This is a genomic window from Nocardioides sp. T2.26MG-1 (genome assembly GCF_950101795.1).
In the GTDB taxonomy this organism is placed as follows: domain Bacteria; phylum Actinomycetota; class Actinomycetes; order Propionibacteriales; family Nocardioidaceae; genus Nocardioides.
Map to the genome: position 1 here is coordinate 21931 of NZ_CATNLZ010000034.1, position 14503 is coordinate 36433.

General features: G+C 71.1%; 26 protein-coding genes. All 26 read left to right on the forward strand.

The window, feature by feature from the left end:
- The first annotated feature begins 70 nt into the window (after positions 1–70).
- Positions 71–418, forward strand: a complete 348-nt coding sequence (locus tag QQZ14_RS20380; RefSeq protein WP_284536245.1) for a hypothetical protein — start codon at positions 71–73, stop codon at positions 416–418.
- The gene (locus tag QQZ14_RS20385; protein ID WP_284536246.1) at positions 415–846 is read left to right on the forward strand and encodes a hypothetical protein; all 432 of its coding nucleotides are present in this window, start codon (positions 415–417) and stop codon (positions 844–846) included. The genes QQZ14_RS20380 and QQZ14_RS20385 overlap by 4 nt, the downstream gene beginning before the upstream one ends.
- Entirely contained in the window at positions 843–1196 is a 354-nt protein-coding gene (locus tag QQZ14_RS20390) for a hypothetical protein (RefSeq protein WP_284536247.1), read from the forward strand. The genes QQZ14_RS20385 and QQZ14_RS20390 overlap by 4 nt, the downstream gene beginning before the upstream one ends.
- Positions 1193–1768: a hypothetical protein gene (locus tag QQZ14_RS20395; protein ID WP_284536248.1), complete on the forward strand. Its 576-nt coding sequence runs from the start codon at positions 1193–1195 to the stop codon at positions 1766–1768. Before QQZ14_RS20390 ends, QQZ14_RS20395 begins: the two co-directional genes overlap by 4 nt.
- Positions 1765–2106, forward strand: coding sequence for a hypothetical protein (locus QQZ14_RS20400; protein ID WP_284536249.1), 342 nt, complete (start codon positions 1765–1767; stop codon positions 2104–2106). The genes QQZ14_RS20395 and QQZ14_RS20400 overlap by 4 nt, the downstream gene beginning before the upstream one ends.
- Positions 2103–3044, forward strand: coding sequence for a hypothetical protein (locus tag QQZ14_RS20405; protein WP_284536250.1), 942 nt, complete (start codon positions 2103–2105; stop codon positions 3042–3044). The genes QQZ14_RS20400 and QQZ14_RS20405 overlap by 4 nt, the downstream gene beginning before the upstream one ends.
- Positions 3044–3238, forward strand: a complete 195-nt coding sequence (locus QQZ14_RS20410) for a hypothetical protein (protein WP_284536251.1) — start codon at positions 3044–3046, stop codon at positions 3236–3238. Before QQZ14_RS20405 ends, QQZ14_RS20410 begins: the two co-directional genes overlap by 1 nt.
- Before the next feature lies 1 nt (position 3239).
- Positions 3240–4415: a recombination directionality factor gene (locus tag QQZ14_RS20415; protein ID WP_284536252.1), complete on the forward strand. Its 1176-nt coding sequence runs from the start codon at positions 3240–3242 to the stop codon at positions 4413–4415.
- The gene (locus QQZ14_RS20420) at positions 4412–5302 is read left to right on the forward strand and encodes a hypothetical protein (RefSeq protein WP_284536253.1); all 891 of its coding nucleotides are present in this window, start codon (positions 4412–4414) and stop codon (positions 5300–5302) included. The genes QQZ14_RS20415 and QQZ14_RS20420 overlap by 4 nt, the downstream gene beginning before the upstream one ends.
- Positions 5299–6204 (forward strand): hypothetical protein, encoded by a 906-nt coding sequence (locus QQZ14_RS20425; RefSeq protein WP_284536254.1) that lies wholly within the window; start codon positions 5299–5301, stop codon positions 6202–6204. Before QQZ14_RS20420 ends, QQZ14_RS20425 begins: the two co-directional genes overlap by 4 nt.
- Complete coding sequence (locus QQZ14_RS20430) at positions 6201–6494, forward strand: hypothetical protein (protein ID WP_284536255.1); 294 nt, start codon at positions 6201–6203, stop codon at positions 6492–6494. The genes QQZ14_RS20425 and QQZ14_RS20430 overlap by 4 nt, the downstream gene beginning before the upstream one ends.
- Positions 6491–6748 carry a hypothetical protein gene (locus QQZ14_RS20435; RefSeq protein WP_284536256.1) on the forward strand — a complete coding sequence of 86 codons (258 nt, stop codon included), beginning with the start codon at positions 6491–6493 and terminating at the stop codon, positions 6746–6748. The genes QQZ14_RS20430 and QQZ14_RS20435 overlap by 4 nt, the downstream gene beginning before the upstream one ends.
- Positions 6745–7053 carry a hypothetical protein gene (locus tag QQZ14_RS20440; RefSeq protein WP_284536257.1) on the forward strand — a complete coding sequence of 103 codons (309 nt, stop codon included), beginning with the start codon at positions 6745–6747 and terminating at the stop codon, positions 7051–7053. The genes QQZ14_RS20435 and QQZ14_RS20440 overlap by 4 nt, the downstream gene beginning before the upstream one ends.
- On the forward strand, positions 7038–7193 hold the full coding sequence (locus QQZ14_RS20445) for a hypothetical protein (protein ID WP_284536258.1): 156 nt from the start codon (positions 7038–7040) through the stop codon (positions 7191–7193). The genes QQZ14_RS20440 and QQZ14_RS20445 overlap by 16 nt, the downstream gene beginning before the upstream one ends.
- A complete protein-coding gene (locus QQZ14_RS20450; RefSeq protein WP_284536259.1) occupies positions 7186–7824 on the forward strand; it encodes a hypothetical protein in 639 nt (212 codons plus the stop codon). The genes QQZ14_RS20445 and QQZ14_RS20450 overlap by 8 nt, the downstream gene beginning before the upstream one ends.
- Entirely contained in the window at positions 7821–8060 is a 240-nt protein-coding gene (locus QQZ14_RS20455; protein ID WP_284536260.1) for a hypothetical protein, read from the forward strand. Before QQZ14_RS20450 ends, QQZ14_RS20455 begins: the two co-directional genes overlap by 4 nt.
- Before the next feature lie 91 nt (positions 8061–8151).
- Complete coding sequence (locus tag QQZ14_RS20460; protein WP_284536261.1) at positions 8152–8619, forward strand: RusA family crossover junction endodeoxyribonuclease; 468 nt, start codon at positions 8152–8154, stop codon at positions 8617–8619.
- The gene (locus QQZ14_RS20465; RefSeq protein WP_284536262.1) at positions 8619–8822 is read left to right on the forward strand and encodes a hypothetical protein; all 204 of its coding nucleotides are present in this window, start codon (positions 8619–8621) and stop codon (positions 8820–8822) included. The genes QQZ14_RS20460 and QQZ14_RS20465 overlap by 1 nt, the downstream gene beginning before the upstream one ends.
- Entirely contained in the window at positions 8822–9037 is a 216-nt protein-coding gene (locus QQZ14_RS20470) for a hypothetical protein (protein WP_284536263.1), read from the forward strand. The genes QQZ14_RS20465 and QQZ14_RS20470 overlap by 1 nt, the downstream gene beginning before the upstream one ends.
- Positions 9037–10326 carry a hypothetical protein gene (locus tag QQZ14_RS20475; RefSeq protein ID WP_284536264.1) on the forward strand — a complete coding sequence of 430 codons (1290 nt, stop codon included), beginning with the start codon at positions 9037–9039 and terminating at the stop codon, positions 10324–10326. Before QQZ14_RS20470 ends, QQZ14_RS20475 begins: the two co-directional genes overlap by 1 nt.
- The gene (locus QQZ14_RS20480) at positions 10323–10964 is read left to right on the forward strand and encodes a hypothetical protein (protein WP_284536265.1); all 642 of its coding nucleotides are present in this window, start codon (positions 10323–10325) and stop codon (positions 10962–10964) included. The genes QQZ14_RS20475 and QQZ14_RS20480 overlap by 4 nt, the downstream gene beginning before the upstream one ends.
- A 151-nt stretch (positions 10965–11115) precedes the next feature.
- The gene (locus tag QQZ14_RS20485; RefSeq protein WP_284536266.1) at positions 11116–12675 is read left to right on the forward strand and encodes a DnaB-like helicase N-terminal domain-containing protein; all 1560 of its coding nucleotides are present in this window, start codon (positions 11116–11118) and stop codon (positions 12673–12675) included.
- Between the two features lie 480 nt (positions 12676–13155).
- Positions 13156–13644 carry a hypothetical protein gene (locus QQZ14_RS20490; protein ID WP_284536267.1) on the forward strand — a complete coding sequence of 163 codons (489 nt, stop codon included), beginning with the start codon at positions 13156–13158 and terminating at the stop codon, positions 13642–13644.
- Positions 13641–13958: a DUF4326 domain-containing protein gene (locus QQZ14_RS20495; protein ID WP_284536268.1), complete on the forward strand. Its 318-nt coding sequence runs from the start codon at positions 13641–13643 to the stop codon at positions 13956–13958. The genes QQZ14_RS20490 and QQZ14_RS20495 overlap by 4 nt, the downstream gene beginning before the upstream one ends.
- On the forward strand, positions 13955–14125 hold the full coding sequence (locus tag QQZ14_RS20500; protein WP_284536269.1) for a hypothetical protein: 171 nt from the start codon (positions 13955–13957) through the stop codon (positions 14123–14125). The genes QQZ14_RS20495 and QQZ14_RS20500 overlap by 4 nt, the downstream gene beginning before the upstream one ends.
- A complete protein-coding gene (locus QQZ14_RS20505; protein ID WP_284536270.1) occupies positions 14122–14469 on the forward strand; it encodes a hypothetical protein in 348 nt (115 codons plus the stop codon). Before QQZ14_RS20500 ends, QQZ14_RS20505 begins: the two co-directional genes overlap by 4 nt.
- The last annotated feature ends 34 nt before the right edge of the window (positions 14470–14503 follow it).

Below are 14503 nucleotides of genomic sequence, written 5' to 3' on the forward strand. Positions count from 1 at the left end.
CCCGAAATAGCCGGCGCCCCGGCCCACCAGCGAAGCGAGACCGAGGCGCACGAACTGGAAGGAGTCTCCCATGCCGGAGACCAGCACCACCACCTACGCGCCGCAGGTCACCGGCGCCGTCGTCGCCCACGGCCTCATGGCCCTCGGACTGCACATGGCCGAGCGCGGCCTCCCGCCCTACATCGAGCTCGAGACCCCGACCACGGTCCGCCGGACCGACCGGATGGTCATCCAGCTCAACGCTCACACGATCGACCCGTGGATGGCGTCGATCGAGGTCGCCGACGTCACGATTGACCCCCGCCCCGCTGGCCTGACGATGGACACCTTCCATGTCCTCGGCCGGCTCCCGGACAGCGGTGTCCGCGTCGACCTGGTCTACCTCGCTGGCCGCGTCCTGTCGGCGGTGTCGTCGTGAACGCCGACGTCGCCACCGGCACCGTCCTGGCCGCGGGCTCTGGTCTCGTGCTGGCCCGGGTGTACGGGCCGGCCGGGTTCGCCCGGCTCGTCAAGGCGATCGACCGGGTCTCGGCCCGTCGTGTCGCACGGTTCGTCGACGACGCCGTGACGGCCGGCGTGATCCCCCCTGCCCCTGTCGGCGGGCCGGTGGAGTGCCTGCCGTGTGACGGACGGGGTGTCGTGGAGAACGACGACACCGACTCCCTCCACACCCCGATGTGGGCGACCTGCACGGTCTGCGAGGGCGCCGGGACCGTCGACCCGTTCCTCGCGGTCGCCGCCGACGAGCCGAACGTCCTCGACACCGTCGACCCCGTGTGGGGTCTGCCGGCGGTCGAGCGGCTCCGGGTGCTGCGTGAACGCTCGCGGTCGGGCGGTGCGGCATGACTGGCCCCACGCTCCGCCGCAGCCTGCTCCTCGGTGTCGCAGCCCCGGCGGGGTTCCTCGCTGTCGCCGCGGCCGGTGTCGTGGTCACGTCGTCGCAGCCTGACGCCACGTGGAGCGAGACGAACACTCCCACGACTGCCCACCCGGCCGCCGCGCTGCTTGCGGTGCACCACTGCTGGACGGGGGACGCGCCCGCGGACATGCGGGACCGGATCCCCGGCCACGTGGTTGTGACCCTCCCGGGCGAGGACCGGCCGACGTACGGCGGCCCCTGGCTCACCGGCCGGGCTCTCGACCAGGTCATCGGCGGTGCCGAGCACGGCCTGACCGTCTGGGGGTTCTGCCGATGAAGCCCGAGAGTGTGGGCCTGTCGCTCCTGCCAGTCGTCGGCGTCGAGCAGCTCGCCAACGCGGAGGCCGACCGACTGCTGACGGCCTGGGGCCACTACCTCGGCCCGTGCGATCGGCCGTTCGGACGGCAGTCGTTCGCGCTGCACATCGACGGCCGACCGGTCAGCGTCGCCGTGTCCGCTTCGACCGTCAGCAGCACAGTGCGGATCACCGACGACCGGACGCTCCGGCGTCAGGAGCTGGTCGAGCTGGCGCGGCTCTGCTCTGCTCCCGGTGAGCGTTGGGCTACCCGGGTCATGCTGCGGCTCTGGCGCGAGGTCCACGCTCAGCGGTGGCCGTACTGGTCGCCGCTCGCCGCGGTTGCCTACAGCCAGAACGACCGCCACGACGGGCGGATCTACCGCTTCGACGGGTGGACGAAGGTCCGCGAGGTCCGCGGCACGACGCCAGGCGCCGGGAGCTACTCGACCTCGCGCGACTCCGACCACCCGGCGCGCGGCCCCAAGTCGCTCTGGCTCTGGGACTACGCGCACCTCACTTCGCCCGGCTCGACGGGTGGTGACCAGCCGTGATCGCCCCCGACCCCCTCGACCACGGCATCCTCAACGTCCCGATCTCCAAGCGTGGACGCGGATCGCTCGACGCCCAGATCGACAAGGCCCTCGCCGCCGAACGCCGCGATGCCCGCCGCCAGCGCCGAGCGATGGCCCAGGAACGTAAGGCCGTACGCGCCGCCGAGGCCGCCCGAGTGAAGTTCACCGCGGAGGATCTCGTCGACGCTGTCCTGATCCGGGACCACATCGGGTGGCACCGCGTCGTCCGCGTCAACGCGAAGTCGGTCACCGTGAAGACCGGGCACTCCTGGGACGACCGGATCCCTCTCGACCGGATCCTCGAGGTTCGGACATGACCGCCCCCAAGCACGCCCGCGACATCAAGGGCATCGGCCGCTACTACGGCTCCTGCGGCGAGGACTTCTGCCCTCTCCGCGACGTCGCACCCCCCGGCCTGATCTCCGTCACCAACGCCCAGGGCGTGATCGCGAAGCCCGCTCTCGTGCCCGCCGCAGCGAAGGCCACCGCCCAGGCCGCGTGGGACCGGCTCCCCCAGATGGTCGCCACCAGCCGCCAGTCTCCCGAGGGACCGTGCGCCCGAGCGCGGGTCGCCGACCGGTGCGGCCGGTGCCGGTTCTGCGTCACCGCCGCGATCAAGGCCGAGCACAAGAACGAGTGGGAGAAGGCCGCCGACTTCGGCAGCCTGGTCCACGCCCACGCCCACGGCCACGTCCTCGGGCAGCCACTCCCCTACGACCCGGACGTCGAGCCGTTCATCTTCCAGCACATCCGGTTCCTCGACGCCTGGCGCATCGACCTCGACAAGCACGTCGAGGCCGCCGAGCTCACCGTCGTGTCCCGCAAGCACGGGTACGCCGGCACCGGTGACCTGTGGTTGCACCTGCCGCTGGCGTACGACGAGGCCACCGGCCGCACGTCGTTCACCAGCTGGACCCGGCGGAAGCTGTGGCTCATCGACGGCAAGTCGTCGTTGAAGAAGCCCGCGAACGTCGTCTACGCCGACCAGCCTCTCCAGCTCGCCGGACTCCGGTTCGCCGAAGAGGCGGTGCTGCCGGACGAGTCGGTGGTGAAGGTCCCACGGTTCGAGGGCGCCGCGATCCTCAACTGGCGGGCGACCGCGCACGCGTTGATCCCCCAGCCTGCCGGCCGGGACGTGTTCAAGGCGTTCCTCGGTGCGGTCGAGCTGCAGCGTCTCTTCCACTCCCAGAACGTGAAGGCGTGGGAGCAGGTCGACGCCCCGGTCGTCGACGAGCCGAAGCCGGCGGTGGCCTGATGCCTTACATCACCAAGGAGCAGCGCGGCCAGGGCGGCTTCTCCAACGACGCCGACCCCTGGCACGACCACGACTGGTCGGTCCCCACCGACCTCGCCACGCTCCGGCACCGCGTGCTGCCGGCCCCCGACCAGACCCGCTACGGGCGCCCGCCTCGCGAGGCCGTCCGCGCCATCGACGAGAAGGACTCCTGACATGCCCATCATCACCACCCAGCGCCGCATGACCGAGAAGGGCCGGATTCGCCTCGGCGAGAAAATCACCGGCACCACCCGCGACGGCCGTGAGTACACCCGCCCCGCCAAGCTCTCCGCCTTCCGCTTCACCAGCCCCTCCCAGCGGCTCATCGAGCAGATCGCCGAGAAGTACGGCGGCACCGCCCGCCCCTGGGACAACGCAGGCAAGGCAGAGTGGGAGGTCCTCTCCGACGCCACGAGCATCCCCGTCATCGTCGTCAAGGGCGGCTTCTCTCAATGGCACGAGGCATGGACCAAGGCCGGTTGTCAGCACCGCTGCGACGGGGAGAAGGACGCCGCCGGCACCTACTGCGACCCTGACGACCCGCTGCACATCGAGGCGATCGAGAAGCCCACGACGCGGCTCTCGGTGATGCTCTCCGAGATCGAGGACCTCGGCGTGTGGCGGATGGAGTCGAAGGGCTGGAACGCGGCCGCCGAGCTCCCGTCCATGGCGGAGCTCGCCATGCACGTCGGTGACCTGGTGCCCGCGACGCTGTCGCTGGCTGAGCGGTCCTCGATCGTCCAGACCGACAAGGGCCCGCAGACCTCGCGGTTCGTGGTCCCCGTGCTTGACCTGCATGTCACGAAGCAGCGGCTCGTCGAGATCGTCGGCGGCCCCGGCGGAGCGCCCGCCCTCGAGGGTGCCGGCGCGGACCGCCCGGCACTCGAGGCAGCGGCACCGCCTCCCGCCGAAGACCCGTTCGCGCCGTTCGTCGAGCAGGTCACCGACGCTGCGGTCCTCGACGACCTGGCCGGTGTCTGGGATGCCGCGAAGGCCGCGGGTCTGGTCGGGGTCGGCGCGGCGGACACTCCGCAGGCGCGGGCGTTCGTCGAGGCCTGGCGGGCCCGCGCGCACGAGCTCAAGGACGCCGAGTCCCAGGCGAAGGCCGGGGAGCCGGACACGGAAGGTGTCGTCGACGCCGAGCTCGTCCCCGACGCGCCCGCTGGTGCCGGGGATGACGCGGCCGGGATCTGGCAGCAGATCCTCGCGGCCGCCGGCGGCCAGCAGTGGACCGAGGGCGACCTGCGGGAGGACTTCCAGCAGCAGATGGGCGGGCTCGACCCGAACACGGCGTCCGCGGCCGAGCTGTCGCTCTACCTCGGGCTGCTCCAGAAGGGAGCAGCGGCATGAGCTACGACTACGACTGGTGCGGGCACACCGCCGACGAGCCCGACGCCCGGCCCTGCGGCGCGCCGATCGAGCGGTGGTCCAGCGAGTGGAAGCACCGCAAGTACGAGCTGGACGCCGACCACAAGGCAGTTCCCCAGGCTCCGGTCGGGCCACTCGACGAGGCGCTGTTCCTCCGCGCCGACCGCTACGCGTCCGTTCTGGCCGCCTCGGTGGTCGCGGACGAGCGGATCGCGGCACTCACCGAGCTGGTGCGCCAGCACGAGTACTACCGCAGCCAGGCCGAGTCGCAGCTGCGCATGGTCCAGGAGGACCCGCAGTACGGCACGGTGTGGGACCAGACCGGCCCCGAGCCCGACGAGGACGACGTGCACGCCGTGCTCTGCCTGACCACCGGCGCCGTCTACCGCCGCAACAAGTGGTCCGGCGACTGGCAGAAGGCTCACCACGACCCCCATGCCGCCACCCACTACCAGTGGCCGATCCCCGATGCGGGGCCCTTCATCGCCTGGCGCGACGGCTACGAGTTCGACCGTGTCATCAAGGACGCCCAGGCCCACGCGACCGAGTTCGATGCCCTGCACCGCAAGCTCTACGGCGAGGCCGGCTACCGCTCCGAGGATGGCAGTCCTTGGGGTCGGCCCAACCTTGCCGAGGCGATCGACCGGATCCTGCTCGCACGGTCACGGCGCACCTCCGCGGCCAACGAGAAGGCCCAGCGCGCCACCCAGGCGCTCGCCCTCCTGCGCCGCGCCATCGGCTACCTGCAGCCCGACGACACCCAGTGGCCCGCCTCCGACGGCAGTGACGAGGTGCGCGACGTCGAGGTCATCGACCTGCAGCGCGTCCGCGCACTGCTCGACAACCCGAGCCACGGCGGTGCGGCATGAGTGCCTCGAAGTGGCACGAGCTGCCCGTCGCCGCCTGCGACACCGAGACCACGTCCCCGGACCCCGCTCAGGCCCGCATCGTCACCGCCGCCGTCGTCCACATGCAACCCGGCGAACGCCCCAAGGCACTCCGCTGGATCATCGACCCCGGCATCGACATCCCCACCGAAGCCTCCGACATCCACGGCTACACCCGCGACCGCATCCTCCAGCTCGTCGGCCGACCCGACCACGCGATCCGGATCCTCAACGGCGTCACCAGGGTCATCCCCCGCGACGCCGCGATCTTCGAGATCACCGCCCAAGTCGCCGCCACCATCGGCCGCGAGCAGGCCCTCGTCGTGCACAACGCCGCCTACGACCTCACCCTCCTCGAGCACGAGGCCGCCCGGCACGACGTCGACCCCCTCACCACCCGCCCCCACGGCGTGACCGGTGTCGTCGACCCGATGGTGATCGAGAAGCAGTACGACCCCTACCGGAAGTCCTGCTACAAGAAGCACCCCGAGACCGGCGAGGCGTGCGACGTCGAGAACCGGATCCACGTGTGCGGCGGCTGCCGCGGCGGGAAGTGGACCTGTGGCGGCTGCGGGTCCACCGACCGGACCCTCACCTCCCTGTGCGCCCACTACGGCGTCCCGCTCCCCGGCGCCCATGACGCCGCCGTCGACGCCATCGCCTCTGTTCGGCTCCTCGGGAAGCTGCTGTCCGGGTGGCCCCAGCTCGCGACGTGGAAGCTCGGCACGCTCCACGCGCACCAGGAGACCTGGCGGGCCCAGCAGCAGGCCGGGTTGCGGGAGTTCTTCGACAAGGTCGGGAAGCCGAACGATGGCTGCTGCGGAGCGTGGCCACTCCACACCACAGCGTGCGCCGACGCCCACCGTCAGGTGGTGGCGGCATGACGTCCACCCTGCCCAAGCCCGACCTCATGGCCGCGCTCAAGGTCGAGACCACCGTCGAGCTCGTCGACTACGAAGGCCTCGGGACCGTCGTCTCCGAGCTGACCAGCGACCAGCAGGCCAACTTCCTGGCCGGCCTCGTAGAGGGGTTCTCCCGCTTCGACGATGGAACGGCGCGAGGCAAGCAGATCGCCTACGTCTCCGACGAGTTCAAGGCAACCCCGGGCCTCGGCCGCGCCGTCATCGAGCTGCTCCGCGAGTTCGCCGACCACATCGAAGAGGTGACCGCATGACCACCGTGTGGCAGGCCAACGCCGCGGCGTTCACCTCGCGGCCCGAGTCCTACATCGACCAGGAGCGCCACGACGGGGTCCGCAAGGCCACCGCGGCGCTCCGCGAGGGCCGGCCCGGGTTCGCCCTGTTCCTGTTGGCGCGGTCGGTGGAGCGGCAGAACCGCATCGCCGGCGGCGGGACCGTCCAGCTGCCGATCTGCCCTCGCTGTGGCAGGACCGGCCGTCGCCTTGAGCACGACGGCGGTGTCCGATGAGCCGCCTCAAGATCAAGGACGCCCCCCGGACCCCGGACATCCGCCGGTACGTCGGGGTCTGCATGACCTGCCGCCACTGGCAGATCGACGTACGGCCGGGCGCCGTCTCCGACCTCGGCGGCGCCCAGCCCGCGCTGATGGCCATGGCGCAGGCGCACGTCGAGCACCTCGACGACTGCCCGGGCGCCGGCGGCCGCGTCAACTTCGACGGCCAGTGGGTCGACCCGCCGCTGATGAAGAGCGGCCGAGCGTCGGACGGGACGTTGGAGTTCAACCCGCTGCCGCGCTGGTGGGTGACCCGCTGATGTGCGGCCACGAGCTCGGCGGCCCCGGCGGCCTCCCCTGCGACAACAAGGACGAGCACCCCGGCAAGGGCCGCGGCTGCACCCACACCGGCAGCACCGCGCCGGACCGACACGACCTCACGGAGGCACACGATGACTAGCAAGCGGATCCGCACGTTCACCGTCGAGGGCGGCGTCCTCGAGCTCTACGTCTCCGACTGCGCGCGCTGCGGCGTGGTCTTCGGAATTCCCAAGGACCTCGAGGCCCGGCGCCGCGAGGACCACGGCTCGTTCTACTGCCCCAACGGCCACAGCATGGTGTTCTCCGGCCTCACCCAGGCCGAGAAGGAGGCCAGGGCCGCGAGGGAGCGGGCCGACCGGCTGAGCGCCGCTCTCGGCGCCCAGCGGGACCAGGCAGAGGCCGCCCGGCGCGAAGCAGCCGAGGCGAAGGCCAGCGAGGTCAGGCTCCGGTGGCGGGTCGGCAACGGGGTCTGTCCCTGCTGCCAGCGCACGTTCCGCGCGCTTGCATCGCACGTGGCCACCAAGCACCCCGAGTTCGTGCACCACGATCTCGATGCCCTCTCAGCGCGGATGCAGGAGCTGCTCGCCACGATCCGTCGGGAGACCGAGGCTCAGGACGCCGCGGTGCTCAACGCCAGGGAGATCGGCGCGCACTGGGGCACCGTCCGGGCGCTCGCCACCCGTGGGCTGGTCACGCCGATCGGGTGGGAGTGCGTCGCGCTTACCGAGGCCGGCTGGCCGGTCGCCGAGCAGGCAGCGAGCCGGGCATGAGCACTGAGCAGACACCACTCAAGCCCGAGATCGAGCCGCTGTACGGCCTGGAGGTCTACAACCGCCGGACCCAGGAGTGGGAGACGGCGCGGTGGGTTGAGCCGCGCCGCAGCGAGGTCGACGCGTACAGCGACCGCCGCGAGCAGGTGATGCGCGGACACATGATCTACGGCGACTCACGTGTGGTGCGCCGACACCTCTCTACGCCCGGTAGGACCACCGGCGGTGCGTCGTGAGCACCGCCCGCACCCTCTACTGCGCCCTCCTCAACACCCTCCTCGTCTGGGCCACCGCCATCGCCCTCACCGGCCCCATCTGGGCCACGCCATGACCACGCTCCCCAGCCTCGGCGGCCGCATCGCCATCCGCGTCCACGGCCGGCCCATCACCCAAGGCTCCAAAACCAAGAACCGCTACGGCATGCACGACGACAACGCCAAGGTCCTCAAGCCCTGGCGAGCCGCCGTACGCGCCGCCGCCGAAGACGCCGGCCGCTACCACGACACCATCACCGGCCCCGTCCGCGTCTGGATCCGCTTCACCTTCGACCGCCCACCGTCGCACTACCGGACCGGCCGCAACGCCCACCTCCTCAAGGCCGACGCCCCGCGGTTCCCCACCCACAAGAACGACGTCGACAAGCTGCAGCGCGCCTGCTTCGACGCCATCACCGACGCCCAGGTGTGGGCCGACGACGGCCTCGTCGTCGACGTCCGCGCCCGCAAGTTCTACGCCGGCGAGGACGAGCTCGCCCTCGACCGCGCCGGCGTCGACATCATCCTCGAGGAGTTCTGATGGCCACCACCAGCACCGTCCCGCGCGTCAAGGTCACTGCCGTCGAAGGCGGCCACGACGAGGGCCACGGCGGGTTCCTCGTGACCTGCACGGCCTGCCCCCAGCTGCGGCTCATGCGGGTGATGCGGATCGACGCGGACCTCGCCGCCACCGGCCACGCACGCACCCACGCACGCCCCTCCCGCGAAGACGAGGAGGAGTGATGGCCGCGCTCGCCCAAGAGATCGACCACCTGCTCGAGGACCTCGAGTTCCTCGCCGCACACGGCGTCGGCGCCAGCGAGGCAGCCCGTCGCACCGGGATGCGCACCGCGAAGAACCTCGACAAGTGGCTCCGCCGCCACGGACAACCCGAGCTCGCGAACCGGCTGCACCGCCAGGAGCCGCTCGCGCTCGTCCCACCACGGAAGGAGCGGTGATGGTCACCGGTACCCCACTCGCCTACGTCGCCGGCACCAGCCACCGCCCCATCCCGATGGCCACCGACAGCGGCGTACGGCGCACCACCCACACCGAGCCCACACCGAAGCCCACCGGCCTCGACTGGGACGCCATCACCCCCACCTGCACCAGCTGCAGCCAGAGGTCCGGCCAGCTCGGTCCCGGTGGCCTCTGTCCCACCTGCCGCGGCGTCCAACCCACCACCGGGAAGAAGACCCGCAAGCAGGGGTACGCCGCCGCCCAGCTCCCCGAGGACGAGCTCCTCCGCAGGTTCACCGGCCCCGACGACACCCCGCTCGGACACCTCGAGGTCGACCCCGAGCCCACCCATGAAGAGGAGCCGGCTGGGCACCCGGCCCGCGCAGAGCTGGAGGACGAGGTCCAGCACGTCCAGCGCGCGGCACAACTGCCCACCTACTCCCCCGAGGCGAACCTCGCCGCCCAGATCGAACACGCCGCCCGTGTGCTCCGCGACACCGCCGACGCCCAACACCCCGCCACCCGGCTGCTGCGCCTCAACGCGATCGCCGCCCTCGAAGCCCTCCACCTCTTCCACCAGCTCAACCACACCTATGCCCCCGCGCCGACCCACCCCACCCCCACCCCGGTCGGCGCGGGCCAGACCTCACCCGAACCCCTCAGCGCTTCCCAGGGGCTCGGTGGAGGACGACCGGCCGCGCGCACGGAAGGGGAAGCCGTCGCGCGGCCGGCCACCCACCGCCGCGTCGACGCCGACCGAATCGTCGCCCTCTACACCGCCGGCAAGTACATGAACGAGATCCAGTCCGAGACCGGGAACGCCGTCTCCACCATCAAGCGCGTCCTCATCGACGCCGGCGTCCAGATCCGCCCCCGCGGCCCCAAGCCCGGCGACAAGCACAAGAACTACGACCCCACCCTGATCGCCGACGTACGCCGCCTCTACACCGACGAGCACCTCAACCAGGCCGAGGTCGCCAACCATCTCGGCATCGGAATCAAGGTCGTGCAGAACGTCATGCGCGCTGCCCACATCCCCACCCGCGCCACCGCGGTCGAACGCTCCCAGGCCGGCACCAGCCACCGGACCAACACCCTCGGCCGACTCCGCGACGCCATCAACGCCACCGGAGCCACACCCCGGCAGATCAAGGACTGGGCCCTCTCCCAGGGCCTCATCCCCGCCATCGCCCGCGGCCTCCCCCACCTCGGCCTCGTCGAGGCCTATGCCGCAGCCCACCCCACCGACCTCCAGCACAACACCACCTCGACAGGAGACACCCAGTGACCACCACCGCCAAGATCAACGCCGCCACCGGATCCGGATCCGGCATCGCCCCAGACCTCGCCAGAACCCTCCACGACCAGCTCGGCAAGACCATCACCGCCGTCGTCTCGCTGCGCTCCGAGTCACGCGGCGAGAAGCTCAACGGCGACGAGACCGTCAGCCTCGCCATCACCGACCTCGTCGTGATCCCCGACGACCAGGGCGCCGCCGAACACGTCCGCGAGATCGCCCACGTCGTCACCTACAACCGCAAGCTCGCCGAGAACGGCCCCACCCTCCCCCTCGACGGCGATTCCCCCGAGCCGAAGGTCGAGGACGTCCTCGCCGCCGGCGCCCGCCACCGCCCACACGGCTACATCGCCTCGACCCTCTCGACCGATGACGACGCCATCTGCGACATCTGCGGTCTCCTCCAGACCGCCCCCATCCACTCCACCCAGGGCACCCTCCCCGACCCCTTCACCATCCCCGACGACGACGGCGACGATCCCACCCACGGTGGTGACGGACCGGACCCCGACGACAGCGCCTACGAGCCCCACGACTTCATCGACGACGGCAACGGCACCTGCCTCGAGTGCGACCAGCCCGAGACCTCCGCCATCCACACCGAGCCCGAGCCCGACCCGGCCGGCTGAGACCAGCGCCCGGGGAGTCAACGACCCACGACCACGGTCGAAGGACTCCCACCAAGCCGCCCGTTCCTTTCCAGGCGGTGGAGCACCTGCTCCCCGGGCGCCACCCAGCACCACCACCCACGCCACCACGAAGGTCGGGAGGGACCCCCACGTGACCGACGGACCACCACCCCGTCACCTACACCCCGTCGAACCACCACCCGACGACGGGCAGCCCTACGGCCGCCAGCCACCCCAAGACCTCGCGGCCGAACAATCCTGCCTCGGCGCGATGCTCATCAACACCGACGCCATCACCCAGGTCACCGCCGTCCTCTACCCCTCCGACTACTACCGCCCCTCCCACGAACAGATCCACGACGCCATCGTCGCCCTCCACCACCGCGGCGACCCCGTCGACATGGTCACCGTCGGCGCCGAGCTCGAGCGCCGCGGCGAGCTCCAGCGCATCGGAGGCGCCCCCTACCTCCACACCCTCGCCTCCGGCGTACCGATCGCCGCCAACGCCTCCTACTACGCCGCGATCGTCCGCGACAAGGCCCGCCTCCGCACCCTCGTCGACGACGGCACCAAGCTCACCAACCTCGGCTACGCCGGCGACATCGACAAGGCCGAGAAGTTCCTCGGCGACGCCGTCGACCACATCACCGAGACCGCCATGCGGTTCGGCACGACGAGCGGCACCACCAGCACCGGTCTCCACGACCTCTCCTGGATCCTCACCGGCCAAGCACCCACCGCCGCCCCACCCGTCTACTGCGTCCGCACCGACGGCCACGCCCTCTTCTACTCCGGCAAGGTCAACGGCATCTTCGGAGACCCCGAGTGCGGCAAGACCTGGGTCGCGCAAACCGCCGGCGTCCAAGCCCTCAACGCCGGCGGCACCTTCGCCATGATCGACGTCGACCACAACGGCGCCGACCACACCGCCGCCCGCATGCTCCTCCTCGGCGCCCACATCGACGACCTCGCCAACCCCGAGAAGTTCCGCTACTACGAGCCCGAGGACGCCGACCAGCTCCGCGCCGCCGTCACCGACATCACCACCCGCGCACCCGACGTCGTCGTCATCGACTCCCTCGGCGAAGTCCTCCCCATGCTCAACGTCAAGTCCGTCGACAACGACGAGATCACCGACGCCCTCCGCCTCGTCTGCACACCCATCGCCGTCGCCGGATCCTGCGTCATCACCATCGACCACCTCCCCAAGTCAGCCGAAGCCCGCGTCACCGGCTACGCCATCGGCGGCACCGCCAAGAAACGCATCATGCGCGGCTCCTACATCCGCGCCGAGGCCCGCACCCAGCCCGCCCCCGGCCAGATCGGCCGCATCACCCTCCGCATCGAGAAGGACACCACCGGCGAGCTCCGCAAGGTCACCCCCGGCGGCTACGCCGGCACCTTCGTCCTCGACTCCACCCAACCCCACGTCACCACCTACGAGATCACCCGTGAAGACATGCCGACCAACCCCGACGGCAGCTTCCGCCCGACCGGCCTCATGGAACGCGTCTCCCGGTTCATCGAAGACAACGACCAGTGCACCTTCACCGACATCAAGGAAGCCATCACCGCGAAGGACAAGTGGCTCCGCGACGCCATCCAGGTCCTCGTCGTCGACGGCTTCGTCGCCCGCATCGACGGAGCCCGCAGAGCCAAGCTCCACCACTCCATCGCCCCCTACCGAGAGACCGAGGACGACCGTGCCTGACACCCACCAAACGAGTGTGTCCCCAGTGTGTCCCGAGTGTGTCCCGCAAGGGGTCCAGGGCCACCGCGAGACGAGTGTGTCCCCGTGTCCCCCTCCCTTCGGGGGGACACACTCGAACGAGCCCTCACCGAGTGTGTCCCACGAGTATGTCCCGAGCACCGCTCACGACCGTCGACAAGGCGACCGCGCCAACCCCCACCGAGGCGACTGCACCGGCACCCGCTGCCCCACCTGCGACTGCTGCATGCACTGCCCCCGCGAAGGCACCTGCTGCACCGGCTGCACCGACCCGACCTGCCAGTGCCCCGTCCTCGTCGGAGCGCCACGATGACGAGCGGACCCTTCGACTGCTCGACGTGCGGGAGCACCCATCCACGTGGCTGCCGGGCGCACAAGGACCCGGCGAAGACGATCCCGTGCGGGAACTGGCCGGCCAAGGGCGCCGCGGTGTGTCGGTACCACGGCGGGTCAGCTCCGCAGGTGAAGGCGGCGGCCGAGCATCGGCAGGCCGAGGCCGCGGCGGAGACCGTCGTGCGGCAGCTCTGGTCTGGGCTGGACAAGGCGGAGCCGGTGAAGGACCCGGTTGGGTCGCTTGAGCGGCTGGCGGGTGCTCTGGAGCAGCTGGTGGACGAGACGGGTCGGAAGGTCTCGGAGATGGAGCACCTGGCCGGCGGTGCGCAGCTCACCCAGCTCCGTGCCGAGGTGGTGCTGTTCGAGCGGGCGCTCGGGCATCTGCGGGCGTTGCTGGTGGACATGGCTCGTCTGGGGATCGCCAGTCGTGCGGTGGAGGTGCAGCAGGGGCAGGCGGATCAGATGCTCGGGTGGTTGCGGGCGGGGTTCGAGGCTGGTGCGGCTGTGGGGATGTCGCGGGTGCAGTTGGACGCGGTGATGGGTGGGTTCTTGGAGGCGATGCGGCGGTCGCGGGCGGGCGTGGTGGTTGGGGAACTCGAGGCAGGTGGGCCGTCGTGACCGGCCAGCAACAGCTCGTGCTCCCGCAGCGGATCCAGCGCCGTCGTGCTCGCGGGTGGCGGATGCCGGACGGTGCGGTCTACGTCGGGCGGCTCCCGAACGGCCTCGGCGGCTGGGGCAACCCGTTCATCGTCTCCGAGCACCAGACCCGGCAGCAGGCGGTTGACAACTTCCGCCGTGCGCTCCTCGACGGCCGTCTGCAGTTCTCGGTCGCGAAGGTCCGCCGCGAGCTGGCCGGCCGTGACCTCGCGTGTTGGTGCCCGCTCGGCCAGCCGTGCCACGCCGACGTGCTGCTGGAGGTGGCGAACTCGTGACGTACGCGATCCGCCTCGACGACGGGCGGCTCATCACCGACCCGGAGTGGCACACCCCGGGCGACGTGATGCGCGCGGCGCACGGCCACGGCGTCGACCGGATGCCGGGCGTGCTGGTCCGGCTCGACGACGAAGACCCCGACCTCGACACCCAGGAGACCCGATGACCAACCACCCCTCCGCCCCGGCGATCCACGCTGCCGCCGACGCGCTCGTCGACCACGCCCACGACGTGTTCTGGCGCACCGACAGCGGCTTCGCCATGTCCAGCCGCTACTCCTACGAGTCCGCTGCTGCGTGGCTGCACCAGCACGCCGTCGGCGTCGGTGAGGACGCGAACCCCGATGACCTCGTGCACCTGTTCGCGCCGCACGACGACACGCTCGCCGCCTGCAGAGAGACCGACGTCATCAGCACCGCTGTCGCCCTTGAGGCCGTGACCTGCGGGTGGTGCCGGGTGGAGGCGCACAAGGCCGAGGTCGAGGCCGCGCGGTCGGCGGTGACGTCGTGACCTGCCGCCCCGACTGTGCGTGCCAGTGCAACCA

Coding starts and splice junctions, on each gene's coding strand:
- QQZ14_RS20380 (WP_284536245.1), top strand. CDS start 71: ATGCCGGAGACCAGCACCACCACCTACGCGCCGCAGGTCACCGGCGCC.
- QQZ14_RS20390 (WP_284536247.1), top strand. CDS start 843: ATGACTGGCCCCACGCTCCGCCGCAGCCTGCTCCTCGGTGTCGCAGCC.
- QQZ14_RS20395 (WP_284536248.1), top strand. CDS start 1,193: ATGAAGCCCGAGAGTGTGGGCCTGTCGCTCCTGCCAGTCGTCGGCGTC.
- QQZ14_RS20405 (WP_284536250.1), top strand. CDS start 2,103: ATGACCGCCCCCAAGCACGCCCGCGACATCAAGGGCATCGGCCGCTAC.
- QQZ14_RS20410 (WP_284536251.1), top strand. CDS start 3,044: ATGCCTTACATCACCAAGGAGCAGCGCGGCCAGGGCGGCTTCTCCAAC.
- QQZ14_RS20415 (WP_284536252.1), top strand. CDS start 3,240: ATGCCCATCATCACCACCCAGCGCCGCATGACCGAGAAGGGCCGGATT.
- QQZ14_RS20420 (WP_284536253.1), top strand. CDS start 4,412: ATGAGCTACGACTACGACTGGTGCGGGCACACCGCCGACGAGCCCGAC.
- QQZ14_RS20425 (WP_284536254.1), top strand. CDS start 5,299: ATGAGTGCCTCGAAGTGGCACGAGCTGCCCGTCGCCGCCTGCGACACC.
- QQZ14_RS20430 (WP_284536255.1), top strand. CDS start 6,201: ATGACGTCCACCCTGCCCAAGCCCGACCTCATGGCCGCGCTCAAGGTC.
- QQZ14_RS20435 (WP_284536256.1), top strand. CDS start 6,491: ATGACCACCGTGTGGCAGGCCAACGCCGCGGCGTTCACCTCGCGGCCC.
- QQZ14_RS20440 (WP_284536257.1), top strand. CDS start 6,745: ATGAGCCGCCTCAAGATCAAGGACGCCCCCCGGACCCCGGACATCCGC.
- QQZ14_RS20450 (WP_284536259.1), top strand. CDS start 7,186: ATGACTAGCAAGCGGATCCGCACGTTCACCGTCGAGGGCGGCGTCCTC.
- QQZ14_RS20455 (WP_284536260.1), top strand. CDS start 7,821: ATGAGCACTGAGCAGACACCACTCAAGCCCGAGATCGAGCCGCTGTAC.
- QQZ14_RS20460 (WP_284536261.1), top strand. CDS start 8,152: ATGACCACGCTCCCCAGCCTCGGCGGCCGCATCGCCATCCGCGTCCAC.
- QQZ14_RS20465 (WP_284536262.1), top strand. CDS start 8,619: ATGGCCACCACCAGCACCGTCCCGCGCGTCAAGGTCACTGCCGTCGAA.
- QQZ14_RS20470 (WP_284536263.1), top strand. CDS start 8,822: ATGGCCGCGCTCGCCCAAGAGATCGACCACCTGCTCGAGGACCTCGAG.
- QQZ14_RS20475 (WP_284536264.1), top strand. CDS start 9,037: ATGGTCACCGGTACCCCACTCGCCTACGTCGCCGGCACCAGCCACCGC.
- QQZ14_RS20505 (WP_284536270.1), top strand. CDS start 14,122: ATGACCAACCACCCCTCCGCCCCGGCGATCCACGCTGCCGCCGACGCG.